Origin of the sequence: Mycolicibacter hiberniae, assembly GCF_010729485.1 — a bacterium.
Lineage (GTDB): Bacteria > Actinomycetota > Actinomycetes > Mycobacteriales > Mycobacteriaceae > Mycobacterium > Mycobacterium hiberniae.
This window is the reverse complement of record NZ_AP022609.1, coordinates 1,998,229-2,024,951: the sequence shown is the minus strand read 5'-3', so window position 1 is coordinate 2,024,951 and position 26,723 is coordinate 1,998,229. Positions and strand designations below refer to the sequence as shown.

Annotated in this window: 29 protein-coding genes; 12 read left to right on the top strand and 17 right to left on the bottom strand. The window is 69.3% G+C overall.

Translation table 11 applies throughout. From position 1 onward, the window contains the following. Nucleotides 1-24: 24 nt before the first annotated feature. Entirely contained in the window at nucleotides 25-390 is a 366-nt protein-coding gene (locus G6N14_RS09455; RefSeq protein ID WP_085134444.1) for a DUF952 domain-containing protein, read from the top strand. On the opposite strand, the gene G6N14_RS09450 is transcribed toward G6N14_RS09455, so the two are convergent. The 5 genes from G6N14_RS09450 to cei all read right to left on the bottom strand — a co-directional run bounded on the left by G6N14_RS09450 (nucleotide 341) and on the right by cei (nucleotide 4,919). Then, a complete protein-coding gene (locus G6N14_RS09450) occupies nucleotides 341-631 on the bottom strand; it encodes a hypothetical protein (protein WP_046315428.1) in 291 nt (96 codons plus the stop codon). The two genes, G6N14_RS09455 and G6N14_RS09450, sit on opposite strands and share 50 nt — an antisense overlap. 39 nt (nucleotides 632-670) lie before the next feature. Further along, entirely contained in the window at nucleotides 671-1,753 is a 1,083-nt protein-coding gene (locus G6N14_RS09445) for a methyltransferase (protein WP_085134443.1), read from the bottom strand. A gap of 7 nt (nucleotides 1,754-1,760) precedes the next feature. Further along, a complete protein-coding gene (locus tag G6N14_RS09440) occupies nucleotides 1,761-3,260 on the bottom strand; it encodes an RNA polymerase sigma factor (RefSeq protein WP_234808814.1) in 1,500 nt (499 codons plus the stop codon). Between the two features lie 185 nt (nucleotides 3,261-3,445). Then, nucleotides 3,446-4,243: a polyphosphate--glucose phosphotransferase gene (ppgK, locus tag G6N14_RS09435; protein ID WP_085134441.1), complete on the bottom strand. Its 798-nt coding sequence runs from the start codon at nucleotides 4,241-4,243 to the stop codon at nucleotides 3,446-3,448. 25 nt (nucleotides 4,244-4,268) lie between these two features. After that, nucleotides 4,269-4,919, bottom strand: coding sequence for an envelope integrity protein Cei (gene cei / locus G6N14_RS09430; RefSeq protein ID WP_085134440.1), 651 nt, complete (start codon nucleotides 4,917-4,919; stop codon nucleotides 4,269-4,271). A gap of 170 nt (nucleotides 4,920-5,089) precedes the next feature. On the opposite strand from cei, the gene G6N14_RS09425 reads away from it, so the two are divergent. Then, nucleotides 5,090-5,392, top strand: coding sequence for a DUF4193 domain-containing protein (locus G6N14_RS09425; protein ID WP_085134439.1), 303 nt, complete (start codon nucleotides 5,090-5,092; stop codon nucleotides 5,390-5,392). A gap of 24 nt (nucleotides 5,393-5,416) precedes the next feature. Here G6N14_RS09425 and G6N14_RS09420 read toward each other — a convergent pair whose 3' ends face one another. Then, nucleotides 5,417-5,902, bottom strand: a complete 486-nt coding sequence (locus tag G6N14_RS09420; RefSeq protein ID WP_085134438.1) for a DUF3093 domain-containing protein — start codon at nucleotides 5,900-5,902, stop codon at nucleotides 5,417-5,419. Between the two features lie 25 nt (nucleotides 5,903-5,927). Here G6N14_RS09420 and dut point away from each other — a divergent pair, with 25 nt between their 5' ends. Further along, complete coding sequence (gene dut / locus G6N14_RS09415; RefSeq protein ID WP_085134437.1) at nucleotides 5,928-6,392, top strand: dUTP diphosphatase; 465 nt, start codon at nucleotides 5,928-5,930, stop codon at nucleotides 6,390-6,392. 37 nt (nucleotides 6,393-6,429) lie between these two features. After that, the gene (locus G6N14_RS09410) at nucleotides 6,430-7,257 is read left to right on the top strand and encodes a DUF3710 domain-containing protein (RefSeq protein WP_085134436.1); all 828 of its coding nucleotides are present in this window, start codon (nucleotides 6,430-6,432) and stop codon (nucleotides 7,255-7,257) included. A gap of 18 nt (nucleotides 7,258-7,275) precedes the next feature. On the opposite strand, the gene G6N14_RS09405 is transcribed toward G6N14_RS09410, so the two are convergent. Then, nucleotides 7,276-7,983 (bottom strand): hypothetical protein, encoded by a 708-nt coding sequence (locus G6N14_RS09405; RefSeq protein ID WP_085134514.1) that lies wholly within the window; start codon nucleotides 7,981-7,983, stop codon nucleotides 7,276-7,278. A 105-nt stretch (nucleotides 7,984-8,088) separates the two neighbouring features. Between G6N14_RS09405 and G6N14_RS09400 the strand changes: the two genes are divergently transcribed. Together G6N14_RS09400 and G6N14_RS09395 are read left to right on the top strand one after the other, a co-directional pair. After that, nucleotides 8,089-8,460: an OB-fold nucleic acid binding domain-containing protein gene (locus G6N14_RS09400; protein ID WP_085134435.1), complete on the top strand. Its 372-nt coding sequence runs from the start codon at nucleotides 8,089-8,091 to the stop codon at nucleotides 8,458-8,460. A 29-nt stretch (nucleotides 8,461-8,489) separates the two neighbouring features. Next, entirely contained in the window at nucleotides 8,490-9,161 is a 672-nt protein-coding gene (locus tag G6N14_RS09395; RefSeq protein WP_085134434.1) for a DUF3159 domain-containing protein, read from the top strand. Here the strand turns inward: G6N14_RS09395 and G6N14_RS09390 are convergent. Continuing rightward, nucleotides 9,150-9,809 (bottom strand): potassium channel family protein, encoded by a 660-nt coding sequence (locus G6N14_RS09390; protein WP_085134433.1) that lies wholly within the window; start codon nucleotides 9,807-9,809, stop codon nucleotides 9,150-9,152. The two genes, G6N14_RS09395 and G6N14_RS09390, sit on opposite strands and share 12 nt — an antisense overlap. Nucleotides 9,810-9,846: 37 nt before the next feature. Then, complete coding sequence (locus tag G6N14_RS09385) at nucleotides 9,847-10,518, bottom strand: potassium channel family protein (protein ID WP_085134432.1); 672 nt, start codon at nucleotides 10,516-10,518, stop codon at nucleotides 9,847-9,849. Nucleotides 10,519-10,621: 103 nt separating this feature from the next. On the opposite strand from G6N14_RS09385, the gene G6N14_RS09380 reads away from it, so the two are divergent. Together G6N14_RS09380 and G6N14_RS09375 are read left to right on the top strand one after the other, a co-directional pair. After that, complete coding sequence (locus G6N14_RS09380; RefSeq protein WP_085134431.1) at nucleotides 10,622-12,613, top strand: APC family permease; 1,992 nt, start codon at nucleotides 10,622-10,624, stop codon at nucleotides 12,611-12,613. A 4-nt stretch (nucleotides 12,614-12,617) separates the two neighbouring features. Beyond that, nucleotides 12,618-13,793 carry a class I SAM-dependent RNA methyltransferase gene (locus tag G6N14_RS09375; protein WP_085134430.1) on the top strand — a complete coding sequence of 392 codons (1,176 nt, stop codon included), beginning with the start codon at nucleotides 12,618-12,620 and terminating at the stop codon, nucleotides 13,791-13,793. 10 nt (nucleotides 13,794-13,803) lie between these two features. Here the strand turns inward: G6N14_RS09375 and G6N14_RS09370 are convergent, their stop codons facing one another. Together G6N14_RS09370 and G6N14_RS09365 are read right to left on the bottom strand one after the other, a co-directional pair. After that, complete coding sequence (locus G6N14_RS09370) at nucleotides 13,804-15,093, bottom strand: ArsB/NhaD family transporter (protein ID WP_085134429.1); 1,290 nt, start codon at nucleotides 15,091-15,093, stop codon at nucleotides 13,804-13,806. An 8-nt stretch (nucleotides 15,094-15,101) separates the two neighbouring features. Continuing rightward, nucleotides 15,102-15,545 carry a CBS domain-containing protein gene (locus G6N14_RS09365; protein ID WP_085134428.1) on the bottom strand — a complete coding sequence of 148 codons (444 nt, stop codon included), beginning with the start codon at nucleotides 15,543-15,545 and terminating at the stop codon, nucleotides 15,102-15,104. 47 nt (nucleotides 15,546-15,592) lie between these two features. Between G6N14_RS09365 and dxs the strand changes: the two genes are divergently transcribed. After that, the gene (dxs, locus tag G6N14_RS09360; RefSeq protein WP_085134427.1) at nucleotides 15,593-17,506 is read left to right on the top strand and encodes a 1-deoxy-D-xylulose-5-phosphate synthase; all 1,914 of its coding nucleotides are present in this window, start codon (nucleotides 15,593-15,595) and stop codon (nucleotides 17,504-17,506) included. Between the two features lie 5 nt (nucleotides 17,507-17,511). Here dxs and G6N14_RS09355 read toward each other — a convergent pair whose 3' ends face one another. The 3 genes from G6N14_RS09355 to G6N14_RS09345 all read right to left on the bottom strand — a co-directional run bounded on the left by G6N14_RS09355 (nucleotide 17,512) and on the right by G6N14_RS09345 (nucleotide 19,889). Continuing rightward, a complete protein-coding gene (locus G6N14_RS09355; RefSeq protein WP_085134426.1) occupies nucleotides 17,512-17,919 on the bottom strand; it encodes a PACE efflux transporter in 408 nt (135 codons plus the stop codon). 160 nt (nucleotides 17,920-18,079) lie between these two features. After that, nucleotides 18,080-19,351, bottom strand: a complete 1,272-nt coding sequence (locus tag G6N14_RS09350; protein ID WP_085134425.1) for a ribonuclease D — start codon at nucleotides 19,349-19,351, stop codon at nucleotides 18,080-18,082. Nucleotide 19,352: 1 nt separating this feature from the next. Further along, nucleotides 19,353-19,889 carry a DUF3000 domain-containing protein gene (locus tag G6N14_RS09345; RefSeq protein WP_234808817.1) on the bottom strand — a complete coding sequence of 179 codons (537 nt, stop codon included), beginning with the start codon at nucleotides 19,887-19,889 and terminating at the stop codon, nucleotides 19,353-19,355. 288 nt (nucleotides 19,890-20,177) lie between these two features. Between G6N14_RS09345 and hemE the strand changes: the two genes are divergently transcribed. Genes hemE through hemQ form a run of 3 tightly spaced genes read left to right on the top strand, consistent with a single transcriptional unit; the run spans nucleotide 20,178 to nucleotide 23,333 of the window. Further along, nucleotides 20,178-21,239 carry a uroporphyrinogen decarboxylase gene (gene hemE / locus G6N14_RS09340; protein ID WP_085134512.1) on the top strand — a complete coding sequence of 354 codons (1,062 nt, stop codon included), beginning with the start codon at nucleotides 20,178-20,180 and terminating at the stop codon, nucleotides 21,237-21,239. Continuing rightward, nucleotides 21,233-22,597, top strand: coding sequence for a protoporphyrinogen oxidase (locus tag G6N14_RS09335; protein ID WP_085134513.1), 1,365 nt, complete (start codon nucleotides 21,233-21,235; stop codon nucleotides 22,595-22,597). The genes hemE and G6N14_RS09335 overlap by 7 nt, the downstream gene beginning before the upstream one ends. A gap of 34 nt (nucleotides 22,598-22,631) precedes the next feature. Beyond that, nucleotides 22,632-23,333, top strand: a complete 702-nt coding sequence (hemQ, locus tag G6N14_RS09330) for a hydrogen peroxide-dependent heme synthase (RefSeq protein WP_085134423.1) — start codon at nucleotides 22,632-22,634, stop codon at nucleotides 23,331-23,333. 7 nt (nucleotides 23,334-23,340) lie between these two features. Here hemQ and msrB read toward each other — a convergent pair whose 3' ends face one another. The 3 genes from msrB to G6N14_RS09315 form a co-directional block, all read right to left on the bottom strand. Beyond that, the gene (gene msrB / locus G6N14_RS09325) at nucleotides 23,341-23,748 is read right to left on the bottom strand and encodes a peptide-methionine (R)-S-oxide reductase MsrB (protein WP_085134422.1); all 408 of its coding nucleotides are present in this window, start codon (nucleotides 23,746-23,748) and stop codon (nucleotides 23,341-23,343) included. Between the two features lie 42 nt (nucleotides 23,749-23,790). Beyond that, entirely contained in the window at nucleotides 23,791-25,065 is a 1,275-nt protein-coding gene (aftC, locus tag G6N14_RS09320; RefSeq protein ID WP_085134511.1) for an arabinofuranan 3-O-arabinosyltransferase, read from the bottom strand. Between the two features lie 65 nt (nucleotides 25,066-25,130). Beyond that, nucleotides 25,131-26,684, bottom strand: coding sequence for an alpha/beta fold hydrolase (locus G6N14_RS09315; protein WP_109559708.1), 1,554 nt, complete (start codon nucleotides 26,682-26,684; stop codon nucleotides 25,131-25,133). Between the last annotated feature and the right edge of the window lie 39 nt (nucleotides 26,685-26,723).

The following is a 26,723-nucleotide window of genomic DNA, read 5'->3' as shown; positions in this document are numbered from 1 at the left end:
GCGCGGTGCGGCAGGATCGGTGATATGGAGCAGCAACCGATGCCGGCCGGGGTCCTGGTACACATGTGCAGCGCCGGCGACTGGGAGCGGGCGCAGCAGGCCGGGGAGCTGCGCCCCGAGTCATTGCGCAGTGTCGGATTCGTGCACCTGTCGACGCCGCAGCAGGTGCACCTGCCGGCGAATCGGCTCTACCGCGGCTGCTCGGATCTGGTGTTGCTGCAGGTGAATCCGGACGAACTCGGCGCGCCGGTGCGCTGGGAGCCCGGCGTGCCGGGCGATCCGGAGTCGATGTTGTTCCCGCATCTGTACGGGCCGTTGCCCGTTGCGGCGGTGTGCGGTGTCAGCCCGTACCGGCCGGGCCCGGATGACGTGTTCGCCCCGGCTGGTTGAGGTTGATCGGGGTGGTCGGCTTGGCTGCCGACGCCCGGGTGAGTTCGCTACGGGCGAACGTGGTCTGCGCCTTGTTGATCAACGCCGCGGGCACTCGTGGCCATGCTGCGGCGACGGCGTTGATGGCGTCGAGCACAGCGGGATTCAAACCGGCCTCGGGCGGCGCAGGATGACCGTGGGTGGTCGCGCGCTTGAGCAACGCGGCGAAGGTCTGGGACGACACGGGATCATCCGGGGACATGCTCGGCGATCCTACGCCCGCCCGCCCGGCGCCGGCGTCCTAGACCGGCCGAGCCTCGATGATCGCCAGCGGGCTGGTGGTGGGCACCACGCGCCGCAGCTCGAAGCCTGTGGCGGCCAGCAGCTCGCCGTACTCCCGCTGGGTGCGCTCCTGTCCGCCCGCGGTCACCAGCATCTCGAGGTCGAGCACCAGGCCCAGGTGGGCGGGAGCCCCCTCGGGGAGCACCATCTCGAACAGCAGCAGCTTTCCGCCGGGCGCGATGGCGCTGCGGATGTTGCGCAGAATCGCGCGTGATCGATCGTCGTCCCAGTCGTGGATGACGGTCTTGAGCAGATACGTGTCGCCGCCGGCCGGCACGGACTCGAAGAACGACCCGCCCTGGACATCGCAGCGCGACGCCACCCCGGCGGCGCTCATCGCCGCTCCGGCGCCGGCGATCACCTGCGGCAGGTCGAACAGCACACCGCGCGCGCCGGGGGCCTGGCGCAGCACCGCGGCCAGCAGCGCGCCGTGGCCGCCACCGACATCGACGATCAGCTTGCTGGAGCTGAAGTCAAACGCGGGCACGGCACTTTCGATGGCCATGGCAGAGGCGCCTGTCATCGCATCGTTGAAGACCTGCGCCAGTTCGGGGTCGGTGTCCAGATACTGGAAGAAAGGCATTCCGCGAAGCTCGTCGACGGCGGTCTGGCCGGTGCGCACCGAGTGCTCGAGGTGCGACCAGTGCTCCCGGTGGCGCGGGTTGCCGACGAACACCATCATCGGGGCCACGCCGGCCGGATTGTCCGACACCAGGGCCCGGCCGACGCGGGTCAGCGCGAACCGGCCGTCACGGCGCAGTTTGAGTACCGAGTGGCTGGCCAGCGCGCGCATCAGCCGGTAGGTGGCGGCGGGGTTGGTCCCGGCTCGGGCAGCGACCTGCTCAGCGGTCAGCGGACCCGCGCTGAGCGCGTCGGGGATTCCCAGCCGCACGGCGGCGCACAGGGCCTGCGACAGCCAGCCGCCCAGCCCCAATTCCATGACGGCGACGGAGGCGGGGACGGTCGCCTGGCGCAGGCGTTGGAGGCCGCCACGGCACGCATTGAGCGCGCGCAGTGCAGCCGAGGGGGGACTGGCGGCCATCTGGGTGTCAGTCGAGGTAGTCGCGCAGGACCTGAGACCGGCTGGGATGGCGCAGTTTCGACATGGTCTTGGACTCGATCTGGCGGATGCGTTCCCGGGTCACGCCGTAGACCTGCCCGATCTCGTCCAAGGTGCGCGGCTGGCCGTCGGTGAGGCCGAAGCGCAGCCGCACCACGCCCGCCTCCCGCTCGGAGAGCGTTTCGAGCACGGACTGCAGCTGGTCCTGAAGCAGCGTGAAGGAGACCGCGTCGACGGCGACCACGGCCTCGCTGTCTTCGATGAAGTCGCCGAGCTGCGAGTCGCCCTCGTCACCGATGGTCTGGTCCAGCGAGATGGGCTCCCGGGCGTACTGCTGGATCTCCAGCACCTTCTCCGGGGTGATGTCCATCTCCCGGGCGAGTTCCTCCGGGGTGGGTTCGCGGCCCAGGTCCTGCAACAGCTCACGCTGGATCCGGCCGAGCTTGTTGATGACCTCGACCATGTGGACCGGGATGCGGATGGTGCGGGCCTGGTCGGCCATGGCGCGGGTGATGGCCTGGCGGATCCACCAGGTGGCGTAGGTGGAGAACTTGTAGCCCTTGGTGTAGTCGAACTTCTCCACCGCGCGGATCAGACCGAGGTTGCCCTCCTGGATCAGGTCCAGGAACGCCATGCCGCGGCCGGTGTAGCGCTTGGCCAGCGACACCACCAGGCGCAGGTTGGCTTCGAGCAGGTGATTCTTGGCGCGGTCGCCGTCGCGGCAGATCCATGCCATGTCACGCCGGTAGGCAACCGCCAGCTTGTCGCCCTTCTCGGCGTGCTCGGCCATCTTCTGGGTCGCGAACAGGCCGGCCTCGATGCGCTTGGCCAGCTCGACTTCCTCTTCGGCGTTGAGCAGCGCCACCTTGCCGATCTGCTTGAGGTAGGCGCGCACCGAGTCGGCCGACGCGGTGAGCTCGGCGTCCTTTCGGGCCTGGCGCAGCGCTTCGGACTCCTCTTCGTCCCAGACGAAGTCGCCCGACGCCTTGTCCTTCTCGCTGGGCTCGGCGACCTCGTCCTCGTCCTCGTCGCCGTCGCCGGCCGCCTCGGCCGCCGGGCTCGACGCGGTGTCGTCGCCGTCGGCAGCCGTGTCGTCGTCATCGAGATCGTCCAGGCTCAGGTCGGCGACGTCGATGTCGTCCACACCGGGTTCGCCGTCGAGCTCCACATCGGCATCGAGCTCCTCGGGCGCCAGGGCATCGGCGTTCTTCGCCGCAGCCTTGGTGGCCTTAGCCGATTTCTTCGCCGGACCCCGCGTGGCGCGCGTCGCGGGCTTGGCCGCTGCGTCGGCGCCTCGCGCCGTCGACTTGGCGGCCTTCTTGGCCGGCGCTGCCGCCTTGGTGGCCTTGGCCGCGGTGCGCTTGGCGGGAGCCGCGGCGGACTTGGCGGCAGCCTTGGCAGGCGACTTCGCGGCGGCCTTGGCGGGCGCCTTGGTGGCGTTGGCCTTCTTGGGCTCCTCAGCCGCCGGCTCTGCCTTGCTCACTGCCACGTCCACCCCTTCGGTCGGACTGACTTTCTGGTCGCAGCGTCGTGCGCAACCGAAAGTATCGGGTATGTCGAATGTCGGCTCTATTTCAGTTGGAGATCAACTGGGATAGTCGCCGCTATCGGTTAGGCGGCCGCCGCGGACCATTGTAACGACAGGACGGCGCGGGACTCGCCGAGCGGGCGCATTCAGTGAGTCTCGTCGGCCGAAGACGCCATCGCGGCCCCGACGATGCCCGCGGTGTTCTGCAGCGTCGCGGCCACCACCGGAGTCCGATTGCCCAGCAGCGGCACCCATCGATCGGCTTTGCGGCTGATGCCGCCGCCCACGATGATCAGGTCCGGGCAGAGCGCGTCCTCGATCGCCGTCAGCACCATCGTGACCTGTTCGGCCCATCTCGCCATGGACCAGTTCTTGCGCTCCTTGACCGACGCGGCGGCGCGCTGCTCGGCCTCCTTGCCGCCCACCTCGATATGCCCGAGTTCGGTGTTGGGCAGCAGCTTTCCGTTGTGGAGCACCGCCGAGCCGATCCCGGTGCCGAAGGTGAGCAACACGACCACGCCGGGGTTGTTGTTGCCCGCCCCGTAGCGCTCCTCAGCGAGCCCGGCGGCGTCGGCGTCGTTGAGGACCACCACCCGCTGGCCGTCCAGTTCGGCGGCGATCGTCTCCTGCACGTTGAGCCCGATCCAGGACTTGTCGACGTTGGCGGCGGTCCGCACGATGCCGTCGACGACCACCCCGGGATAGGTGACGCCCAGCGGGCCGGTCCAACCGAACTCCCGGACCACCGCGGCGACGGTCTGTGCCACCAGGGCCGGCGTGGCGGGATTGGGCGTGGGCAGTTTGACTCGCTCACCGACCAGCGCGCCGGTGTCAAGGTCGACGATGCCGCCCTTGATGCCGCTGCCGCCGACGTCGACTCCGAAGCCGTGTCGCTGCTGTCGCGCGGCGGCGGCCGGGGGGGAAGCGGGGGCGGGTCCGGTCATGGATCTCCTCTTCGGCGGTCGATCGTCAGCAGGTGCCGGAATGGATCTTGGTCAGCAGGGCAGGATCGGGCATGCCGGTGGAGTCCGGACGCAGGCCGGCCAGGGCGGCTTCGATGTCGTCGCTGTGGGACAGGCTGACGAAGTCGCTGCCGACGGCCAGGTCCACCGAGTCGTCGGCGCGGTCGTCGCGAAACAGTTCGGTGCAGGGCGCCACCAGCCACAGTGCCGCCGCGGCTGCCTGGCCGGCCGGGCCGAAGCGAATCTGGCCCTGGCAGTCCAGACGGACTTCGCTGTAGATGGGATCGTTGGCCGCCGTCGGCTGGGGGAAGCCGTCGTCGCGCAGGGCGTCGGCGACGTCGGCGGCCTGCCCCGCTCGGCCGCTGGCGTTGAGCACGCGCGCTTTGACGTCGGCAAGCCGGGCCGGGGTGGTGGTGATCATCGCGGCGCGCGACACCTGGGTGCCCAGTCGCGGCTGGTCCGGTTCGGTGGGCGCCGGCGGGGCGTTGCACACCGCGACCTCGTGAATATCGACCGTTCGGGTCAGCGCCACCGCCCACACCACGGCGGTCAGCAGTGCCAGGGCGGCCGCGGTGTAGGCAGCCGGTCGGTAGTTACGTCGCCGGAACGGCCGACCGTGCTTGTCGAACTCGGTACCGGAGGTGATTTGCGCGACCACGTACGCACTCTAGAGGGCGCGCAGGCGTGCAATAACCGTGGTCAGCACCCGAATGTGATATAACTCACACTTGTTTGGGGGGCAATACGGGCACGAATCATTTGGTGGATGCGTTCGACGCTGGTACAAAGCTCGCGCAGGCTTACGAGGGGACTGGAGGGGACAAGACCATGGCTACCGATTACGACGCCCCGCGGCGCACAGAGACCGATGACGTTTCCGAGGATTCGTTGGAGGAGCTCAAAGCCCGTCGCAACGAGGCGCAGTCCGCTGTGGTCGATGTGGACGAGACCGAATCGGCCGAGTCGTTCGAGCTGCCCGGCGCCGACCTGTCCGGCGAAGAGCTGTCGGTACGGGTCATTCCGAAGCAGGCCGACGAATTCACTTGCTCGAGCTGCTTTTTGGTTCAGCACCGCAGCCGGCTCGCCAGTGAGAAGAACGGCGTGATGATCTGCACCGACTGCGCGGCCTGAGGCTGTCGCGCAGGCGGGTCCCGCTCAGGCCTGCAGTGCTGCCAGCAGTCGCTGCGGATGGCGACAGCTGACCAGCCAGTACGGGGTCGGGTCGTCGGGATCGTCGAGGACCACCAGCACCATGGGTCCGACCCAGCCGCGGTGGACGACGTAGGCGGCCGGATCGAGCTGGCGGCCCAGCGCCGCGGATTTCGCCGATCGGGGAACCTCGGCGCAGCGTGCGATCGCCGACGTGGGCAGGTGCGCGTCACCGACCCACAGCTGCCTTTCCCCGCCGCTGTCGACTACCCGCACCGCGACGCGCCCCCACCACAGCAGGGCGCCGGCGGTGATCGCGAAGAACACCGCGAACGGCAGCCAGTCGGGCAGGGTGCGCAGCCCCAACCGGACTTCGTAGGCCAACAGGCCAGTGCCCAGAAATCCCAGTGGCCACCACCACCACGGGACCCACAGCTGCTCGCTGTAGCGCACAGTTTGCGATGTCCGGTGGTTCAGACGCGATCCCGACATCCGGCTAAGAGTAGTCTTGCGCCTCGTGTCACCCAGTCTCGCGGTTGTTCGCTTGGATCCCGATCTGCCCCTGCCCAGCCGTGCGCACCCCGGCGATGCCGGCGTGGACCTCTACAGCGCGATCGACGTCGAACTGGGTCCCGGCGAGCGCGCACTGGTGCCCACCGGGATCGCGGTGGCCGTTCCGTTCGGCATGGTGGGCCTGGTTCATCCCCGGTCGGGTTTGGCTGCGCGGGTGGGTCTTTCAATCGTCAACAGCCCGGGCACCATCGATGCGGGCTATCGTGGTGAGGTCAAGGTGTCGTTGATCAACCTCGATCCGGCGACGCCGATCGAGATCCACCGCGGCGACCGGATCGCCCAACTGCTGGTGCAGCGGGTGGAACTGCCGGAACTGGTCGAGGTGGCATCGTTCGACGATGCTGGACTGGCCCAGACGAGCCGCGGCGCCGATGGACACGGCTCCTCGGGGGGACATGCGAGTTTGTGACACGGAAAACACGAAGCGATGAAGATGGGCGGCTGTGATGGCATTCGGTAGAGGTAAAGGCAAAGGCGAGGCGGCCAAGCCGACGAGCGCCGGGCCGGAGGCCTCCGCAGAATCGGACGACGACTTCGAAACCGAGCCGGAGGAGCTGGAGGGTCCCTTCGACATCGAGGATTTCGACGACCCGGCGGCGGCTACCACGGCTCGGCTCGACCTCGGCTCGGTGTTGGTGCCGATGCCGGCGGGGGCTCAGGTCCAGGTCGAACTCAGCGATGCCGGTGTCCCCAGTGCGGTGTGGCTGGTGACCCAGTACGGCCGGTTCAACATCGCCGCCTATGCCGCGCCCAAGTCACCGGGTCTGTGGCGTGAGGTGGCTGCCGAGCTGGCAGAAGCGCTGCGCAGGGACTCGGCGAACGTCAGCATCGTCGACGGTCCATGGGGCCGGGAGGTGGTCGGAACAGCGACCGGCGCCGTTCGGTTCATCGGTGTCGACGGTTACCGCTGGATGGTGCGCTGCGTGATCAACGGCAGGCCCGAGACCATCGAGCCACTGGCCCAGCTGGCACGCCAGGCACTGGCCGACACCGTGGTCCGGCGCGGCGACACGCCGCTGCCGGTGCGCACCCCGTTGCCGGTGCGCCTGCCCGAACCCATGGCCGAGCAGTTGCGTGCGGCGGCAGCCCAACAGGCCGCAGCCCAGCAGGCGGCAGCCCAACAGGCCGCGGCCCAGCAGGCGGCAGCCCAGCAGGCCGCGGCGATGCAGCAGTTCGGGGGAGGCGGTGCCACACCGCCACCGCCGGCGCCCGCCGCCCGCCGCAGCGTGGAGGGATCGGCGATGCAGCAGTTGCGCACCATCACCGGCGGCTAGCGACCGTGGGGCGGCTGGTCAGCTCATGGCGGCGATCAGCGCGGTGACGCAAGCGCTGCCCAAGGCGGCCGGGTCGGCGCCGATCTGATCCAGGGTGACGGTGCGCAGCGCCGCTCGCGGGACGGTGGCCGCCCAGTCGGAGGCCGTCTGCAACGGGTGCACCGCGTCGTCGACGGCTGCGGTCAGACCCATCGGCACGGTCAGCGCCGCCAGCTCGGCTGATGTCGGTGCAACGTAGGCCGCGGCTTCTTCCAGCGCATCGGGCAGTTGTGGCCACTGGGCGGTCCACGAACGGGCCAACTCGTCCCCGAGCCACCCCGGGCTGGAGGCCCGCATCTGGGCCACCACAGCGGCCAGCCCCTCATCGCGCAGCTGCTGGGCGCTGTAGCGGGCGGCCTGGGCAGCCGGGGCGCCATCGGGTGCGCCGGTCCAGGCCGGCAGCGCGGCCAGCACCCCGACCGCCCGGTGGGGATGGCTCAGTGCCCACGCGGCGGCCACGGCCGCACCGATCGATACCCCGCCGGCCAGGATCGGGCCGGACCGGGCGGCCGCGGCGTCCAGCGCCTCCAGATACCCCTCGACGAGGCGGCCCGGCTGCGGCCGGTGCGTCACCAAGGCGGCACCCACCTGCTGCAACGGTTGGCAGAACGCCCGGCGTACATAGTCGTCGTCGGATCCGGTCCCCGGCAGCAAAACGGCCGTCACGCCGCGCAGAACCAACGCCACCTCTTGATCGTGTCGGTGTTGTCCGCCACCCGGCAGGCCGGTCATGTGGCATTAGGTAAACAACAGGTCTACCGTAGCGTGCGCACACGATTGAGGGAGAGGGCAATGGCTGCTCCGAAAGAGTACCTGCGCCGGCTGACTCGGCGATTGACGGAAGATCCCGAGCTGCGTGACGTCGAAGAGCTGTCCGACGAGGCGCTCAACACCGGTGCGCAGCGCGCGATCGACTGCCAGCGCGGCCAAGAGGTCACCATGGTCGGGGTACTGCGCAGCGTCGAAGCCAACGCCAAGGGCTGCGTCGGCGGGGTCCGGGCCGAACTTTTCGACGGCACCGACACGGTGACGCTGGTCTGGCTGGGGCAGCGCCGCATTCCCGGAATCGACTCTGGCCGCACGCTGCGGGTGCACGGCCGGCTGGGCAAACTGGAGAGCGGCAGCAAGGCCATCTACAACCCGCACTACGAAATCCAGCAGTGACCCCACCCTCCCGTCAGACCGGCACAGCGATGAGCGAGGACTACCGCTCCGAGGGCGCCCAGGGGCCGCAGCGCCTTCTGGAGCAGGTCGGCGGGCTGTCCGGGCTGATCTACTCCTCGTTGCCGATCGTGGTGTTCGTGCCGACCTCCAACATCTTCGGCCTGCGGGCGGCGGTCCTGGCGGCGGTGGGCGTGGCCGCGGCGGTACTGGCCTGGCGCCTGCTGCGCCGGCAATCCAGCCAGCCGGCCGTCTCCGGCTTCATCGGGGTTGCTGTCTGCGCCCTGATCGCCTATCGCATGGGCGACTCCAAGGCCTATTTCCTGCTGGGAATCTGGATGTCGCTGGTGTGGGCAGCGGTGTTCGCCGCGTCGATCGTGATTCGCCGTCCGGTGGTCGGCTACGTCTGGTCGTGGGCAACAGGTCAGCCCACGGTCTGGCGCGAGCTGCGTGCGGCCGTCTACGCCTACGATCTGGCGACCCTGACCTGGGTGCTGGTCTTCGGGTCCCGTTTCGTGGTCCAGCGGCTGCTCTACAACGCCGATGAGACGGGCTGGCTGGGGGTGGCGCGCATCGCCATGGGCTGGCCCCTGACGGCGGTCGCGGCGGTGGCCACCTACCTGGCGGTCAAATACGTTCAGCGGGCACTCGACGCGCGCCCTGCCGCCCCGGCAGCCGAGCATGCTCCCCGGTCAGCGGGGTAGCAGCAGGGCGCGCAGTTCGTCCTCGATGCCGCTGGACGCCACGAACAGCAGTTCGTCACCGCCCTCGAGTGGTTCGTCGTCCTGCGGCACGATCACCCGGGCCCCGCGCAGGATCGTCACCAGCGCGGCGTCGCGGGGCAGCGTCAGCTTGCGCACGGGCTTGCCGCCCCATGGCGTGTCATCGGGCAGGGTGATCTCCAACAGGTTGGCCTGACCTTTGCGGAACTCCATGAGCCGAACCAGGTCGCCGACCGCGACGGCCTCCTCGACCAGCGAGGCCAGCATGCGGGGCGTGGACACTGCGACGTCCACCCCCCACGCGTCGGTGAACAGCCACTCATTGCGGGGATCATTGACGCGCGCCACCACCCGGGGCACCGCGAACTCGGTCTTGGCCAACAGGGACAGCACCACGTTGGCCTTGTCGTCGCCCGTCGCGGCGATCACCACGTCGAAGGACTCCAGGTGCACCGACTCCAGCAGGCTCAGCTCGCAGGCATCGCCCAGATGCCATTGCGCGTCGGCGATGTCCTCGGGGTCGACGTGCTCAGGGTTGCGCTCGATCAAGGTCACCTGGTGATCGCTGTCGAGCAGTTCGCGAGCGATCGACCGGCCGACCGCGCCCGCCCCGGCTATCGCTACCTTCATCTGCGCCGCTCCTTGGGCCGGCGGCCGGTGGGGGGTTTCATTTGTCCAGGTCCTCGCTCGGCGGCAGCGCGGCGATCGCGATCGCTTCGGCCACCCGGCCCGACACCGCGACCACGTAGACCTGGTCGCTGGCCTGAATCACCGTTCTGGGCTCGGGCAGTACCCCGGTACCGAACCGGATCAAAAACGCCACCCGGGCATTGATGGCCGCCTCCAGATCGGTGACGGGACGGCCGATCCAGTCCTCATGCAGGACGACTTCGGCGACCGCGACCGTGCCGGTGGGGTCGCGCCACTTGGTGGTCTCGCTTTCCCGGGTCAGCGCATCGAGCATCCGGTCGGTGGTCCACGGCACCGTGGCGATGGTGGGGATGCCCAGACGCTCGTAGACCGCCGCCCGCTTGGCGTCGTAGATGCGGGCCACCACCCGCGACACGCCGAAGGTCTCCCGGGCCAGCCGCGCCGCGATGATGTTGGAGTTGTCACCGGAGGACACCGCGGCGAAGGCAGCGGCATCCTCGATGCCCGCTCGCAGCAGCACATCGCGGTCGAAGCCCATACCGAGCACGCGCTCGCCGTTGAACTCCGGACTGAGCCGGTTGAACGCGGTGCTGTCTCGGTCGATGATGGCGACCTCGTGTCCGATCCGGGACAGCCCATCGGCCACCGAGGCGCCAACTCGGCCGCAACCCATCACAACTACCCGCACGTGCAACGTCCTTTCGGCCGGTTTCGCCTGGTTGGCAGCAGCAGTGGTGCCCGTATTCGGTGAACGCTACCGCCAATGCCGCGCTGGCTTACCCTTGGCTCTCGTGTCGAAGATTTCCACCGCTGCTCGGCGCCTGGTTCTGGGCCGGCCCTTCCGCAGTGATCGGCTCAGCCACACGCTGCTTCCGAAACGGATCGCCCTTCCGGTGTTCGCCTCCGACGCGCTGTCCTCGGTGGCCTACGGACCCGAAGAGATCTTTCTGGTGTTGTCGGTGGCGGGCCTGGCGGCCTATCGGATGACGCCCTGGGTGGGTCTGGCGGTCGCGTTCGTGTTTATCACCGTGGTGGCCTCCTACCGCCAGAATGTGCACGCCTACCCGTCCGGCGGCGGCGACTACGAAGTCGTCACCGTCAACCTCGGTCCCGCCGCGGGCTTGACCGTGGCCAGTGCGCTGATGGTGGACTACGTTCTGACGGTTGCCGTCTCGATCTCAGCGGGAATCGCCAACATCGGCTCGGCGATACCGTTCATCGCCGAGCACAAAGTGGCGTTCGCGGTGGGGACGGTGATCGTGGTGGCCGCGGCGAATCTGCGGGGCATCCGCGAGTCCGGTACCGCGTTCGCCTTCCCGACGTACGCGTTCATGATCGGGATCTTCGTCATGCTGGGCTGGGGTCTGTTCCAGATCTTCGTGCTCGGCGATCGGTTGCAGGCCGATTCGGCCGAGTTCAAGATTCACTCCACCCACGGCGAGGTGGTGGGCGTAGCCCTGGTGTTCCTGGTGGCGAAATCGTTCTCGTCGGGCTGTGCCGCGCTGACCGGTGTGGAGGCGATCAGCAACGGTGTGCCGGCGTTTCGCAAACCGAAGTCGCGGAACGCCGCCACCACCCTGCTGATGCTGGGTGTGATTGCTGTCACGCTGATGATGGGCATTATCGTGCTGGCCCGGGAGACCGGGGTGAAGATCGCCGCCCGCCCGCATGAGCAGCTGATCGGGGCGCCGGCGGACTACGAACAGAAAACGCTGTTGGCCCAGCTGGCCGAGACGGTGTTCCGGGGCTTTCCGCCCGGCTTGTGGATCATCGCCGGGGTGACCGCGCTGATCCTGGCGCTGGCCGCCAACACCGCCTTCAACGGCTTCCCGGTGCTGGGATCCATCCTGGCCCAGGACTCCTACCTGCCCCGGCAGTTGCACACCCGTGGCGACCGGCTGGCGTTCTCCAACGGCATCGGATTCCTGGCGGTGGTGGCCATCGCCTTCATCGTGGCGTTCGGGGCGGAGGTCACCGCGCTGATTCAGCTCTACATCGTCGGGGTGTTCGTTTCGTTCACGCTGAGTCAGATCGGTATGGTGCGGCATTGGAACAGGCTGCTGCGCAACGAAACCGACCAGGCCGCCCGGTCGAAGATGTTGCGCTCCCGGGTGGTCAACACGATCGGCTTCATCGCCACCGGCGCGGTGCTGATCGTGGTGATCGCCACCAAGTTCATCGCCGGCGCGTGGATCGCGATCGTGGCGATGTCGGCGCTGTTCGTAATGATGAAGCTGATCCGCCGGCACTACGACGCGGTGAGTCTGGAACTGGCCGCCCAGTCGGCCGCCCAGGAGGACCAGGCGATGCTGCCCAGTCGCAACCATGCCCTGGTGCTGGTGTCGAAGCTGCACCTGCCGACTCGCCGCGCGCTGGCCTACGCGCGGGCGACGCGACCGGACTCCCTGGAAGCGATCACCGTCAACGTGGACGACACCGAGACCCGCCAACTGGTCCGAGAGTGGGAGGAAAGCGATATCACCGTCCCGCTTAAAGTGATCGCATCGCCATACCGCGAGATCACCCGGCCGGTGCTCGACTACGTCAAACGCATCAGCAAGGAGTCCCCGCGCACTGTGGTGACCGTTTACATCCCCGAATACGTGGTGGGCCGCTGGTGGGAACAGCTGCTGCACAATCAGAGTGCCCTGCGGCTCAAGACCCGGCTGTTGTTCATGCCACAGGTCATGGTCACCTCGGTGCCCTGGCAGCTGAACTCTTCGGAGCGGCGCAAGGTCCTGGCGCAGCACCACGCGCCCGGCGACACCCGGAGAGGCTTTTAAGGCAGTGATCGATCAAGAACTGACCCTGGTCACGGGGTCGCCCGCCAACGGCGGCAGTTGCGTGGCCCGGCACGACGGCCGAGTGGTCTTCGTTCGTTACGCGTTGCCCGGCGAACGGGTGCGGGTGCGGATCACCGCCGAACGCGGCTCCTACTGGCACGGTGAGTGCGTCGAGGTGCTCGAACCGGCTGCGGCCCGGATCGAGTCACTGTGCCCGATCGCCGGCGCGGACGGTGCCGGCTGCTGTGACCTGGCGTTCGCCGACCCCGCGGCAGCGCGGGCGCTCAAAGGCGAGGTGGTGGCCAACCAGCTGGCCCGGATCGGTGGGTATGCGTGGCACGGCGAAGCCGAACCGCTCGGCGATGACGGACCGACGGGCTGGCGCAGCCGGGTCCGCCTGGAAGTGGGCGCCGATGGGCAGGCCGGATTCCACCGGTACCACAGCGATGAGCTGGTCACCGATCTGCGGTGCGGTCAGCTGCCGGCGGGGATGATCAAGGGGCTGGCCGAACACCGTTGGCGGCCTGGCGATCACGTGCATGTGGTGGCCGATGACGACGGGGTCCGGCATGTGGTGAGCACCGGCCGGGGGCATCGCCCGGAGGTCGTCGAGGGCGACTACCACGCCGCCCAGTGGGTCGGCCGCCGCCGCTGGCAGATTCCGGTGACCGCGTTCTGGCAGGCGCATCGGCGGGCGGCCTCGATCTACAGTGCGCTGATAGGGCAGTGGGCGCAGGCCGATTCGGGAAGCACCGCCTGGGATCTCTACGGTGGGGCCGGAATCTTCGCCGCGGCGCTGGCCGAGTCGGTGGGGCCGACCGGAAAGGTGATCAGCGTCGACACCTCGCGGGCCGCGACGGGCGCCGCCCGGGCGGCGCTGGCCGACCTCCCGCAGGTATCGGTGTGCACTGACTCGGTGCGCCGGGCACTGGAGGCGCAGCGCGAGCCGGCTGCGGTGGCAGTGCTGGATCCACCACGCGCCGGCGCGGGCCGTGAGGTGATCGACCTGCTGGCGGCCGCGGATGTGCCGCGCGTGGTGCACGTCGGTTGTGAGGCGGCCGCGTTCGCCCGCGACATCGGCCTGTACCGGGGCCACGGGTACACCGTCGAGCAGATCCGGGTGTTCGACGCCTTCCCGCTGACCCACCACATGGAGTGCGTGGCGCTGCTCACCCGGTGAGCGCCCGGCGTCAGCCGAACACGAAGTAGCGCAACCACAGGTACACCGCCGACAGCGCCACCGACACCGCGGTCACCACGATGCCCTTGCGGGTGAACTCCCAGAAGGAGATGGGGGTACCGGCGCGCCGGGCGATGCCGAGCATCACCACGTTCGCGCTGGCTCCCACCGCGGTCAGGTTGCCGCCGAAATCCGCGCCCAGCGCCAGGGCCCACCACAAGGCGTCGGGATGCAGGTCGTTGGGCAGGGTGGTGCTGAGCTCGGAGACGATCGGGGTCATGGTGGCCACGTAGGGGATGTTGTCGATGATTCCCGACACCGGAGCCGACACCCCCAGGATGCCCATCGTGGTCAGCAGGGCGTTGCCGCCGGTGAGCTCGGTGGCGGCCTTGGCCAGCGCGCCGATCGCGCCGGTGTCCACCAGCGCGCCGACCATCACGAACAGTCCGGCGAAGAACAGCAGGGTTTCCCATTCGACCCCCGCCAGGTAGTCGGAGCGTTCCAGCCGGGACGTCACGATCAACACGCCGGCGCCCAACAACGCCACCACCGACGGCTCCAGATGCAGTGCGCCATGGCCCATGAACCCGGCGAACACCGCGGCCAGCACCACGCCGCATTTGATCAGCAGGCCCCGGTCGCGGATCGCCTCGCGTTCCTCGAGTGCCATCACATCGGCGACCCGGTCGGGCTCCACGGCGAACGATCCGGGAAAAAGCCGGGGCAGCATGACGACGAACACGGCGATCACCACGACCACGATCGGCGCCAGGTGGATCAGGAAGGCGTTGAAGGTCAACCCGGCCCGGCTGGCGATGATGATGTTGGGCGGGTCGCCGACCAGGGTGGCGGCGCCGCCGATGTTGGAGGCGAACACCTCGGCCATCAGGAACGGCGCGGGGTTGATCTCGAGGCGGTCGCAGACCAGCAAAGTGACGGGAGCGATCAATATCACAGTGGTGACGTTGTCGAGCAGCGCCGAGGCCACCGCCGTGACCAGCACCAGCAGGACCATGATCCGCAGGGGAGAACCGTTGGCGCGCTTGGCTGCCCAGATCGCGATGTACTCGAACACGCCGGTCTGGCGCAACACGCTGACGATGATCATCATGCCCAGCAGCAGGAAGATGACGTCCCAGTCGATCCCGGTGGTGTGGGAGTAGAAGATGTCGTCGGAGCTGATCACCGGCAGGACGACGACGGCCGCCGCGCCCGTCAGCGCCACCAGCGTTTTATTGATCCGATCAGCGGCGATGAACGCGTACGCGGTCAAAAACACCGCCGTCGCGAAAAAGGCCATCCGCGGGGTCAGGCTTTCAGCGACATGGCAAGCAGACGCGACGCGGTGATCACGCCGAGCAGTTTACCGTCTTTGACCACCGCGACCAGCGGGCTGCGCAAGCGGGCCATGGTGGAAGCGACTTCGATCACCGTCTCGTCGGCGCCGGCGGCCGGCACTTCGGGCAGATGTTCGGGCAGCATGTCGCGTACCGCTTTGGCGCCCAGCTTCTCGGCAGCGCGGTCGGCCATGGTCTCGTTGAGCACCCCCGCCAGCGACGGGTCGTCCTGGACGTAGCCCGGCACGATGAACCGCACCACCTGAGAGGCCGGCAGCACCGCGAGCGGACGACCCGATCCGTCCACCACCACGATCCCGGGCAACCGGTGGTCGGCGAGCAGCCTGGCCGCCTCCAGGGCGTTGGAGTCAGCGACCACCACCGGGAATTCCTCGGCGATCTCCGCGGCACGCATAGGACGACGATAGCTGGGCTGCCTGCCGCCGTGCGTAGACTGGCCAAATGCTTGAAGGGATCCGCGGCCCCGCCGATCTGCAGCACCTTTCGCAGGCCCAGCTGACCGATTTGGCGGCCGAGATCCGCGAGTTCCTGATCCACAAGGTCGCCGCAACGGGTGGACATCTGGGGCCGAACCTGGGTGTGGTGGAACTCACTTTGGCGTTGCACCGGGTGTTCGACTCCCCACACGACCCGATCATCTTCGACACCGGCCACCAGGCCTACGTGCACAAGATGCTGACCGGGCGCAGCCTCGACTTCGACACGCTGCGCAAGAAGGGCGGGCTGTCCGGTTACCCGTCGCGCGCGGAGAGCGAGCACGACTGGGTGGAATCCAGCCATGCCAGCTCGGCGCTGTCCTACGCCGACGGGCTGGCGAAAGCCTTTGAGCTGACCGGGCACCGCAACCGGCACGTGGTGGCCGTCGTCGGCGACGGCGCCCTGACCGGCGGGATGTGCTGGGAGGCGCTCAACAACATCGCTGCGGGCAACCGTCCGGTGGTGATCGTGGTCAACGACAACGGCCGCAGCTACGCGCCCACCATCGGCGGCTTCGCCGACCATCTGGCCGCCTTGCGGCTGCAGCCGGCCTACGAGCGGTTGCTGGAACGGGGCCGTACCGCGGTCCGCGGCGTGCCGCTGGTCGGCGAACTCGGCTACCAAGTCATCCACAGTGTCAAAGCGGGCCTCAAGGATGCGCTGGCGCCGCAGGCGCTCTTCACCGACCTCGGACTGAAGTACCTGGGCCCGATCGACGGCCATGACGAGGCGGCGGTGGAGTCGGCGTTGCGCCGCGCGCGGGGGTTCGGCGGGCCGGTGATCGTGCACGTGGTGACCCGCAAGGGCAAGGGCTACGGTCCGGCCGAGAACGACGAAGCCGAGCAGATGCACGCCTGCGGGGTGATCGACCCGTTGACCGGCTACGCCGCCGAGACGTCCGGGCGAGGCTGGACGGCGGTGTTCTCTGACGCGCTCATCGAGTACGGCGCCAAGCGCCGCGATGTGGTGGCGATCACCGCCGCCATGCCCGGCCCGACCGGGCTGGCGCCGTTCGGGCAGCGTTTTCCGGATCGGATGTTCGACGTCGGGATCGCCGAGCAGCACGCGTTGACCTCCGCGGCGGGGCTGGCGATGGGCGGTCTGCACCCGGTGGTGGCGGTCTACTCGACGTTCCTCAACCGCGCCTTCGACCAGCTCATGATGGACGTGGCGCTGCATCAGCTGCCGGTCACCCTGGTGCTGGACCGATCCGGGATCACCGGGCCCGACGGCGCCAGCCACAACGGCATGTGGGACCTGTCCATTCTGGGCGTGGTGCCCGGCATCCGGGTGGCCGCACCGCGCGACGGCGTCCGGCTGCGTGAGGAACTCGGTGAAGCGCTTGATGTCGACGACGGCCCCACCGCGTTGCGCTTCCCGAAAGGGGAAGTGGGCGAAGACATTCCCGCGATCGAGCGGCGGTCCGGCGTGGACGTGCTGGCGGTGCCGGCTGACGGGCTGCCCGCCGATGTCCTACTCGTCGCGGTCGGTGCGTTCGCGCCGATGGCGCTGGCGGTGGCCGAGCGTCTGCGCAAGCAGGGCATCGGAGTGACCGTGGTCGATCCGCGCTGGGTGCTCCCGGTGCCCGACGTGCTCGTCGAGATGGCCGCTGCGCACAAACTGGTGGTCACCTGCGAGGACAACGGGGTGGCCGGCGGTATCGGCTCGGCGGTGTCGGCGGCGCTGCGCCGCGCCGAGATCGATCTGCCCTGCCGCGACGTCGGCCTGCCGCAGCGTTTCTACGACCACGCCTCGCGCGGCGAGGTGCTGGCCAAGGTCGGCCTGTCCGCGCAGGACGTGGCTCGCCAGATCACCGGGTGGGTGGCTGCTCTGGGCTCCAGCACCTGCGTCGAAGAGGTCAGCGAGCGTCTCGACTAGCGGGTTCAGCTCGCCGGTGGCCAGATCGTGTCGAACACCCACGCGAACACGAAGGTGTAGACGAGGAAGAAAGCCAGCAGGCCGATTTCGAGACCGAAGGCCTCCAGCAGCGAAACTTTCAAGGTGTGGGCCACGACCGGCAACAACAGCACCACCAGGCCGCCTTCGAAACCGACGGCGTGGGCGATCCGGCGCCGAAGGGTGCGGGTGCGGCAGGACTGGCGCCGCTCCCAGCTCTCAAACGCAGTGGTCCACAGGTAATTCCAGATCACCGCGACAGTGGACGCGGCCACCGCCACAACTCCTGAGCTCCCGCCGCCGAACCCCAGGACGGTCAGGCCGAGGGTGGTCAGCGCAACGGCGACCAGCTCGTAGCTGATGACGTAGACGATCCGGCGAAAAGTTCGAGACACAAGGCCCTCCAAGGAAATTCAGCCATGGGAAGTCCTTGACGGTTCGCGTCCACGGTGTGAGTGGGTGAAAGCACTGGCCGAAAACCCGATTCGGCTGCTCGGTGGGCAGTGTAGCAACAGCTCACCGCGAGCGCCCCGGTGATCCGAACCGGCCCGGCGCTCAGTGCGGGCGGTTGGCGCCCGTCGTTCCGCTGAGCGTCTCGGCCAGTACCGGCACCGTCAGGGCGCGTTGCCACGGCCGCGCGCCGCCGGCGGCCAGAAACGCCTCGATCGCCGTTGCGGCGTCCGACCGGGCCGGTTTCCAGTCCCAGCACAAACGGCGCACCAGCTCGGGGGTGAGCAGATTCTCCGTCGGCACGTTCACCTGTTCGGACACCGCGGTCAGCGCGGCGCGCGCCGCATCGAGGCGGGCGGCGGCCTCAGGCTTGCGCCGAGCCCAGCGGGACGGTGGTGGTGGGCCGTTGGCGGCTTCGCCGGTTTCCAGCGGCTCCGGGTTGTCGCGAGCCGCAGCCAGCGCAGCCAGCCAGGTCGACGCGCTGCGGCGTTGTCTGGGCCCGCCGAACACCGGCAGGGCGAGCAGTTCCTCGACGGTCGTGGGGTTGGCTATTGCCGCGGCGATGATCGCGGCGTCGGGCAGGATGCGACCGGGGGCGACATCGCGGCGCGCCGCGATCTGGTCGCGTACAGTCCACAACTCCCGAACGGCGGCCAGGCCGCCCCGATCCCGCACCTTGTGAATCCCCGACGTGCGCCGCCACCGGTCGCGGCGTGTGGTCGTGGTGAAGTCGGTTACCCGGAGGTGGTTGAATTCCTGTGCAGCCCAGTCGGTTTTTCCCTGCTCGGACAATACCTCGGCGACCGCCTGGCGCAGTTCGATGAGCACCTCGACGTCCAGGGCGGCGTAGTTGAGCCACTCCGCCGGCAGCGGCCGTTTGGACCAGTCGGCGGCACCGTGCCCCTTGGCCAGGCCCAGGCCCAACAGTCGCTGCACCATCGCGGCCAGGTTCACCCGCTCGAAGCCGGCGAGCCGGCCGGCCAACTCGGTGTCGTAGAGCGCCCTGGGCCACATCCCGACCTCGGCCAGGCAGGCCAGATCCTGATCGGCGGCGTGCAGAATCCATTCGTCGTCGTCGAGCACCTCGGCGACCGGGCGCAGCAGGGCGGCCGGATCCTCGCCCGCGCCGACCGGATCGATCAGCACCGTCCCCGCGCCGGCCCGGCGAATCTGAATCAGGTAGGCCCGATTGGAGTAACGGAAACCCGAGGCCCGCTCGGCGTCCACCGCGAACGGGCCGTGGCCGCCCGCCAGCAGATCGGCGGCCGCATGCACCTGTCGGCGCGTGGTTGACACCTCGGGCACCCCCTCGGCGGGATGCGACAGCGGGGTCGGCTCGGGCTCGTCGGTGGCCGGTTCTTGAGTCTGCTCGGACATCTCAGACGCGGGTTCGCGAACTCAGATCGGTGATCCCGACCGGGGGCAGGCCCGCGGCGTGCTCCAGGACCTCACAGAACGCCTGGACATGGCTGCCCAGCTCGGGTGTGGTCGCCGTCCATGACGCGCGCAGTTCCAGCTGGTGTCCCCGCGGCGGCCCGGCGATGTCGCCGTAGCGGACCGAGGTGGTGGCGGTGACGGTGCCGCCCAGGGCGGTGACGTGTTCCGTACGGGCCGCCAGGGCCTCCACCAGCCAGCTCCAGGCGACCTCGGGCAGCAGCGGGTCGATTGCCTCCTGCGGATCCAGGTCGGCCTGGATGAAGGCCACCAGTCGCATGGTGCCGTCCCAGGCGTCGGTGCCGTCGGGGTCGTAGAGCAGGATCAGCCGGCCGAAGGCATCGCCGTCGGAGTCTTCCGGGACGAAGTCGGTCTCGGGATGCTTGACCTCGGCGCCCAGGGCATAGCTGTAGGGCGCCAGGCGCTGCGGCGGCCGGATCGGGCCCAACTCGATCTCCGACCGCACCGTCGCGGCGTGCATCGTCGCCACCGCTTCCCGGAACGGGGCAGGCTCGGCTGATGTCACGGGTGCCGCTCCTTAACTGATCGCTGTGCGCCGCATCGCCAGCGGCCGGCGCCCAGAGTTGGATTGCGCACCGCCGCGACGCGGGTCACCGGATCTCACGCTAACCCCCGGCGCCGGTCGGCGCAGACAGGCGCGCCGAATCACCCCGGTTCGGCGCGGTTCGTCGGAGTCGGGCCGCAGGCACGGCGCATGGAATCGGCACGGTTCGGCCTGTGGCCCGCGGGCGTGGCAGCATTGAGCCCGATGAGCCCCCGTCGTGAACTGCCTGATTCCCCGTACCTGACCGCCGTCGCCGGCCGGACACCCAGCAGGGTGCCGGTCTGGTTCATGCGCCAGGCCGGTCGTTCCCTGCCCGAATACCGGGAGCTGCGCGCACAGCACACCATGCTGGCGGCTTGCTTCGACCCGGAGCTGGTCTGCGAGATCACCCTGCAGCCGGTGCGCCGCCACAACGTCGATGCGGCGATCCTGTTCTCCGACATCGTGGTGCCGTTGCGCGGGGCCGGGGTGGATCTGGACATCGTGCCCGACGTCGGGCCGGTGATCGCGAGCCCGGTGCGGACCGCCGCCGACGTCGCCGCGCTCAAGCCCCTGGACCCGCAGCAGGTGAGTGCGGTCGCGACGGCGGTATCGCTGCTGGTGGATGCGTTGGGGCAGGTGCCGCTGATCGGCTTCGCCGGCGCGCCGTTCACGCTGGCCTCCTACCTGGTCGAGGGCGGTCCGAGCCGGACCCACGCCCGGACCAAGGCGATGATGCTGGCCGATCCGGACAGCTGGCACGAATTGATGACCCGGCTCACCGACCTGACCATCGCGTTCCTTTCGGTGCAGCTCGACCACGGCGTCGACGCCATTCAGCTGTTCGACTCCTGGGCCGGGGCCCTGTGCCGGGCCGACTACCGGAGCTACGTAGCCCCGCACAGCGCCCGCGTTTTCGCCACGCTCGCCGACCGGGGGGTCCCCATGACGCACTTCGGGGTGCAGACCGGCGAGCTGCTGGGCGTGATGGCCGAGGTCATGCAGCCGGCGCCGGCCAGGATGGTCGGGGTGGACTGGCGCACCTCGCTGGCCGATGCCGCCACCCGCGTCGGCGCCGGCACCGCACTGCAGGGCAACCTGGACCCGGCGGTGCTGCTGGCGGGCTGGCCGGTGGTGGAGCGGGCGGCCAGGGCCGTGATCGCCGACGGCCGGGCCGCGGTGCAAGCCGGAGCGGCGGGGCACGTGTTCAACCTGGGGCACGGCGTGCTGCCGGAGACGGATCCCGGGGTGCTGACCGACCTGGTGTCGCTGGTTCACTCATTGTGACCACGTCGTACTGCGTCGTCGGAGGCGGAATCTCCGGCCTGGCCGCCGCCCACCGGCTGCGAGCGACACTCGGCGACGCAGCCGACATCACTATCTTCGATCCCGCCGACCGGCTCGGGGGACTGCTGCGGACCGAGAGCCTGGGCGGACTCAGCGTCGACGTGGGGGCCGAGGCGTTCATCGCCCGCCGGCGCGAGGTGCCGGCCCTGCTGGCCGAGCTCGGGCTGGCCGACCGGCAGCGCGGTACGACGGGGGTGCGGCCGCTGCTGTACCGCAACCGGCTGCTGCACCGGCTGCCGGCGGACACCGTGAGCGGCATTCCGTCCTCGCCGGCGTCGATGGCCGGACTGGTCGACGCCGAGACGCTCGCTCGGATCGCCGGTGAACCCGCCCGCCCGCTGGCATTCGAGCCGGGCAGTGACCCGGCGCTGGGCGCCCTGGTTGCCGACCGGTTCGGCGAACAGGTGGTCGCATCATCGGTCGATCCGCTGATCGGCGGGGTCTACGCGGGGTCGGCCGCGACTGTCGGGCTGCGCTCGGCGGTCCCCGGGCTGGCCGCCCTGCTCGACGAGGGGGTCCCCAGCCTGACCGAGGCGGTGCGCCGAACACTGCCCGCCACGACCGGCGTTCCGGTGTTCGGCGCGATCTCCGGTGGATACCAGGTGTTGGTGAACGCGCTGGTGCGCAGCGCTCGGCCGCGCTGGGTGCAGTCCGCGGTCACCCAGATCGACCCGGTCGGCCAGGGTTGGCTGTTGCGGGACGCCAGTGGGGGCCACCACCGCGCCGACCGCGTGGTGGTCGCGGTTCCCGCGCCGCAGCTGGCGCGGTTGGCCACCGGATTCGCACCCCGCGCCGCGGCGGCGGCCAGCCGCATCGACAACGCCTCCTCGGTGGTGGTCGCCATGGCGGTGCCCGCCGGCGCGGCGTTCCCGGACAACTCCGGGGTGCTCGTGGCCACCGGGGAGCGGCTGCATGCAAAGGCGATCACCCTGACCTCGCGCAAGTGGGGAGACCGGGGCTACGGCGGCCGCGTGGAGGTCCTGCGGTTGTCCTTCGGCCGGTTCGGAGACTCGCGGATCGGCGCCTCCGACGCGGACCTTCTGGGGTGGTCGGTGCAGGACCTGGAGGCGGTCTTCGGGGTCACGGTGGATCCGATCGACGTGCGCGTGCAGCGCTGGGCTGCGGTGATGCCGCAATATCGCTCCCGCCACGCCGACCTGATCGCCGGGCTGCGTGCGGCGCTGCCGCCGACCGTGGCGGTCGCCGGTAACTACCTCGACGGCATCGGGGTGCCGGCGTGCATCGCCGCGGCCGACCGGGCCGCGGCGGCCGTGATCAGCGCCACCCCGGCGCCGTAGAACTCTGCGCGCGCACCGTGGCAGCATATGGACCATGGCGCACCTCGACTACGACAAACTGAACTCCACCATCCGCTACGTGATGTTCTCGGTGTTCTCGGTGAATCCGGGCGGACTCGACGGGGGCTCGGAGAGCCGTGAGGCGATCGCCGACCAAGCCGCAACCTTCTTCAAACAGCAGGAGGAGCGCGGCGTGGTGGTCCGCGGTATCTACGACGTGGCGGGTCTGCGCGCCGACGCCGATTTCATGATCTGGACCCACGCCGAGCGCATCGAGGACCTGCAGGCCACTTACGCCGGTTTCCGCCGCACCGCGTTGGGCCGGGCGTGCGCGCCGGTGTGGAGCAGCGTGGCGCTGCACCGGCCGGCGGAGTTCAACCGCAGCCACGTGCCCGCCTTCATCGCCGGCGAGCCGGCGGGCGCCTACGTCTGCGTGTACCCCTTCGTGCGGTCGCTGGAGTGGTATGTCCTGCCCGAGGAGGATCGCCGCAGGATGCTGGCCGAGCATGGCATGGCGGCCCGGTCGTACAAGGATGTCCGGGCCAACACGGTTCCGGCGTTCGCCCTCGGCGACTACGAGTGGATCCTGGCGTTCGAGGCGCCCGAACTGGACCGGATCGTCGACCTCATGCGCGACCTGCGCAACACCGAGGCGCGTCTGCACGCCCGGGAGGAAACCCCGTTCTTCACCGGGCCCCGGGTCGAGGTCGAGCAGTTGGTGGCGTCGCTGCCGTAGCAGCCCGCTAGGACGGCGGCACCAGGCGCAGACAGATCGAGTTGATGCAGTAACGCTGGTCGGTCGGGGTGGGGTAGCCCTCTCCGGTGAACACATGCCCCAGATGGCTGTGGCAGGAGGCGCACAACACCTCGGTGCGCTGTCGGCCCAGCGAGTTGTCCGGGCGCAGGATCACGGCGTCGGAGTCGGCCGGGTCGAAGAACGACGGCCAGCCACAGTGCGACGGGAACTTCTCGGTGCTGCGGAACAACTCCGCACCGCAGGCCCGGCATTCGTAGATGCCCTCGGCGGTCGTGTCGGTGTATTCGCCGGTGTTGGGCGGCTCGGTACCAGCGCGGCGCAGCACCGCGAACTCTTCGGGACTGAGCTTCGCGCGCCACTCATCGTCGGTGAGGGAGACCTTGGGAGACGTCATGTACCCACGGTAATCCGACCGCGGCGGCCCTGCTGCGCGCGGCTAGGTCGTCGCGGCGGCTTTCGCCGGTGGAGTCGCCAGCCAGGCCGGGTCGATCCCGTCGTCGAGGCGCCCCTGCTCCCGGGCGTCGAGGTAGCGGTAACACAGCACAGCGCACACGACGATCACCAGCAGCGACCAGCCGTAGGTGATCTTCAAATAGTCCAGCGGCCGACCGATGTTCATCCATCGGAAGATCAGCCACTTGTCCAGCGTCATGAAGCCGTAGACGGCCAGCCACGCCGGCCAGTTGCGCAGCACCGAATTCGGCAGCACCACCGTCATCAGGAACGGGAACAGCACGATCGAGTAGTAGCCCTGTCCCAGTGACAACACCAGGAACGAGGTTGTCAGCAGCACACCCGAGGAGGTCAGCATCCAGAATCGGGGGTCGCGGGTGCGGTAGTAGCGGTAGAGCAGCCACAGGCTGAGCGCGGCCAGCACGGTGAACAACACCCGCATGAACAGGATCAGCCCCGAGGGCAGGCCGAAGAACACGCCGTTGCCCAGGATCGAGGAGTTGAAGTAGTCGCGGGTGCCCATGATGTAGGGAACCGTCTGGGTGAAGTAGCTGCTCGGGTCGCTGGACAGGGGGAAGGCCACCAGGTTGAACAGCACCGGTGTTGCGATCGCCCCGACGAAGGGCCGCCATTGCCGGCTCAGCAGCGGCAGGAGCAGCAGCGGCATCAGGACCGGCTTGACCACCAGGGTCAGGCCGATCGCGACCCCCGCCCACCACTGGCGGCTCGCCCGGCCGTCGAGAAGCCAGCGAAAGTAGAGCACTTCGGCCAGCAGGATCACCCCGTTGATGTTGGTGAACACCAGCGTGCTGCTCACACTCTCGGTGAGGAACATCGCGGCCAGCAAGGCCGGTGCGGCCACCGAGCTCAGCCCGAAACCGAACATCCGCAGCAGCAGGTAGGCCGCGAGCAGGATGGCGATCGTGTTGGTGGCGATGAAGGTGTAGCGCGACAGCGTCTCGGGCAGATACCCGAACGGCGACATCAGCAGCGTGCCGCCGGGCGAGTACAGATAGTGCGGATCGACGTAGTCGAAATGCTCGTTGTAGATGTCCAGGCCGTGCCGGAAATTCAGGACCGCCCGGTATACCGGTTTGAAGTCATCGGTGATGTTGCCGTTCAGCGGCAACACAATCGAGCGGTGCAGCAACGACATGATGGCCACCGGCCACAGCACCGAACGCAGCACGGTTGCGGTGCTCGGCGGAGAGGTGGGAGGCCGGAACGCGTTCAGTAGGGCGGTGCCCGCCCGGTGCATCAAGGAGTCGGCTGCCGTCACCAGCGAACCGTACCGCGGGCGGGGCCCGCGGGTCCGGATCAGGGTCAGGCCGGGCAGTAGACGTCGGTGTCGGGCAGTTTGCCGGTGTCGAGGTAGCCGATCAGCGGCGGCAGCGTGCATGCCGAATACACCGCGGCGCCGTGGCCGATGCCCTGCCACATCACCCGCTTGCTGGCCGAACCGGCGTTGATGACGGCCGCAGCGGTGGCCGCCACCCCCTCCTCGCCGACGATCGGATCGTTTTGGGCCCCGAGCAGCAGCACGTCGATCTTGAGTTCTTTGGGCTGCTCGGGAGTGCTGCTGGTGGGCCAACTCAGGCACTGCGCCATATCCAGGGCGCCGACGGTGCCGAACTGGGGGTAGAGCTTGCCCCAGCCGACCACCAGTTCCCGGATCCGGTCGGGAGTGGGCCGGTTGAGGGCGTCGGCGCACGCGTTGATGAAGTGGCCGTCGCTGCCGGTGGTGCCCTGCGCCCGGTTGATCAGATTGTTCAGCAGGTTGGCGTCGCCGGAGTTGGCCGACGCCAGCGCCCTGGCCAGTTCGTTGGTGCTGGTGACCCGATCGCCGATGGGATAACCCAGGGCGGTGACGATCGCGTGGGTCACCGCGGCCACCGAGGCGCCGCCGGGCCCCTGTCCGGCGCGGGCGGAGTCCAGGATCGCGTCGATGGCGCCCTTGGGGTCCGGGCCCAGCGCACAGCTGACCGCGGCGCACTGCGCGGCGAACGCCTCGAAGGCCGCCTGCTGGCCCTTGACCTGCTGCTCGGCGGCGGCTTCGGCGGCCACGCCGAGGGGAATGGGGGAGTCCAGGGCCAGCCGGGCCACTTTCCCCGGGTGGGAGCCGGCGTAGGTCAGGGCGACCTGGGCGCCGTTGCCGATACCCAGCAGCGACAGTGCCGGAATGTCCCAGATGCTGCGCAGCCGCTCGAGGTCGGTGGCGGCGTGGGTGTTGTCGTAGGAGGACTCACCCGGCGAGATGGAGTCGGTGCAGTCGGTGGTGGCCTCCATCGTGATGGTGCCCAGATTGGCCACCGGGTCGTCGCCGGGGGCGAACTGGGCCTGGTTCCACATCTCGTCGCGCTGGCTGCGGCTGCGGCAGTCCACGGGGCTCGACATCCCGATGCCACGCCGGTCCACAGCGACGATCGGGTGACTCTTGAGCACGTCCGCGCCGGCGCGGGACAGCCAGATCGGGAGCTGCAGCGACGACGGCAGGTCCCATCCCGTGGTGAACACCACCGGGCCGGCGTCGCCGGGGGTCTGCACCGAGCGGGCCCGCACCACCCCGATGCTGATCGAGGAGGAACCGCCGCCGAGTGGGTCGACGTCGGCGTCGTAGCTGGAGCAGTCCAGCCGCACCCCGGGGGTGGCGGGCACGGCGGCGTCGCTGAACATCCGGGCGGTGCAGTCATGCCAGGGCAGGTCGTTCTTGGGCACCTCGACCGGGGGCGGCCCGGCCTGATCCGGGGTCGATTCGGGTTGGCCCTGAGCGCCGGCCCCGGAGTTGGTCGCGAACCGCGGGTTGGCGGCCAGCCCGGGTGCGCAACCGGCCAGCAGCGGCGCGGACCCGGTCAGTACGGCGGCAGCCGTGACCACCATGGTCCGGGCGAACCTCGAAGAGCTGGTCATGCCTGTCAC

Coding starts and splice junctions, on each gene's coding strand:
- msrB (WP_085134422.1), bottom strand. CDS start 23,748: ATGACGTCTCCCAAGGTCTCCCTCACCGACGATGAGTGGCGCGCGAAG.
- G6N14_RS09445 (WP_085134443.1), bottom strand. CDS start 1,753: ATGGCCGCCAGTCCCCCCTCGGCTGCACTGCGCGCGCTCAATGCGTGC.
- G6N14_RS09395 (WP_085134434.1), top strand. CDS start 8,490: ATGAGCGAGGACTACCGCTCCGAGGGCGCCCAGGGGCCGCAGCGCCTT.
- ppgK (WP_085134441.1), bottom strand. CDS start 4,243: ATGACCGGACCCGCCCCCGCTTCCCCCCCGGCCGCCGCCGCGCGACAG.
- G6N14_RS09425 (WP_085134439.1), top strand. CDS start 5,090: ATGGCTACCGATTACGACGCCCCGCGGCGCACAGAGACCGATGACGTT.
- G6N14_RS09410 (WP_085134436.1), top strand. CDS start 6,430: ATGGCATTCGGTAGAGGTAAAGGCAAAGGCGAGGCGGCCAAGCCGACG.
- G6N14_RS09400 (WP_085134435.1), top strand. CDS start 8,089: ATGGCTGCTCCGAAAGAGTACCTGCGCCGGCTGACTCGGCGATTGACG.
- dxs (WP_085134427.1), top strand. CDS start 15,593: ATGCTTGAAGGGATCCGCGGCCCCGCCGATCTGCAGCACCTTTCGCAG.
- G6N14_RS09315 (WP_109559708.1), bottom strand. CDS start 26,684: ATGGTGGTCACGGCTGCCGCCGTACTGACCGGGTCCGCGCCGCTGCTG.
- G6N14_RS09450 (WP_046315428.1), bottom strand. CDS start 631: ATGTCCCCGGATGATCCCGTGTCGTCCCAGACCTTCGCCGCGTTGCTC.
- G6N14_RS09370 (WP_085134429.1), bottom strand. CDS start 15,093: ATGGCCTTTTTCGCGACGGCGGTGTTTTTGACCGCGTACGCGTTCATC.
- aftC (WP_085134511.1), bottom strand. CDS start 25,065: ATGCACCGGGCGGGCACCGCCCTACTGAACGCGTTCCGGCCTCCCACC.
- G6N14_RS09420 (WP_085134438.1), bottom strand. CDS start 5,902: ATGTCGGGATCGCGTCTGAACCACCGGACATCGCAAACTGTGCGCTAC.
- hemE (WP_085134512.1), top strand. CDS start 20,178: ATGAGCCCCCGTCGTGAACTGCCTGATTCCCCGTACCTGACCGCCGTC.
- G6N14_RS09350 (WP_085134425.1), bottom strand. CDS start 19,351: ATGTCCGAGCAGACTCAAGAACCGGCCACCGACGAGCCCGAGCCGACC.
- hemQ (WP_085134423.1), top strand. CDS start 22,632: ATGGCGCACCTCGACTACGACAAACTGAACTCCACCATCCGCTACGTG.
- G6N14_RS09390 (WP_085134433.1), bottom strand. CDS start 9,809: ATGAAGGTAGCGATAGCCGGGGCGGGCGCGGTCGGCCGGTCGATCGCT.
- G6N14_RS09365 (WP_085134428.1), bottom strand. CDS start 15,545: ATGCGTGCCGCGGAGATCGCCGAGGAATTCCCGGTGGTGGTCGCTGAC.
- G6N14_RS09455 (WP_085134444.1), top strand. CDS start 25: ATGGAGCAGCAACCGATGCCGGCCGGGGTCCTGGTACACATGTGCAGC.
- G6N14_RS09345 (WP_234808817.1), bottom strand. CDS start 19,889: ATGCACGCCGCGACGGTGCGGTCGGAGATCGAGTTGGGCCCGATCCGG.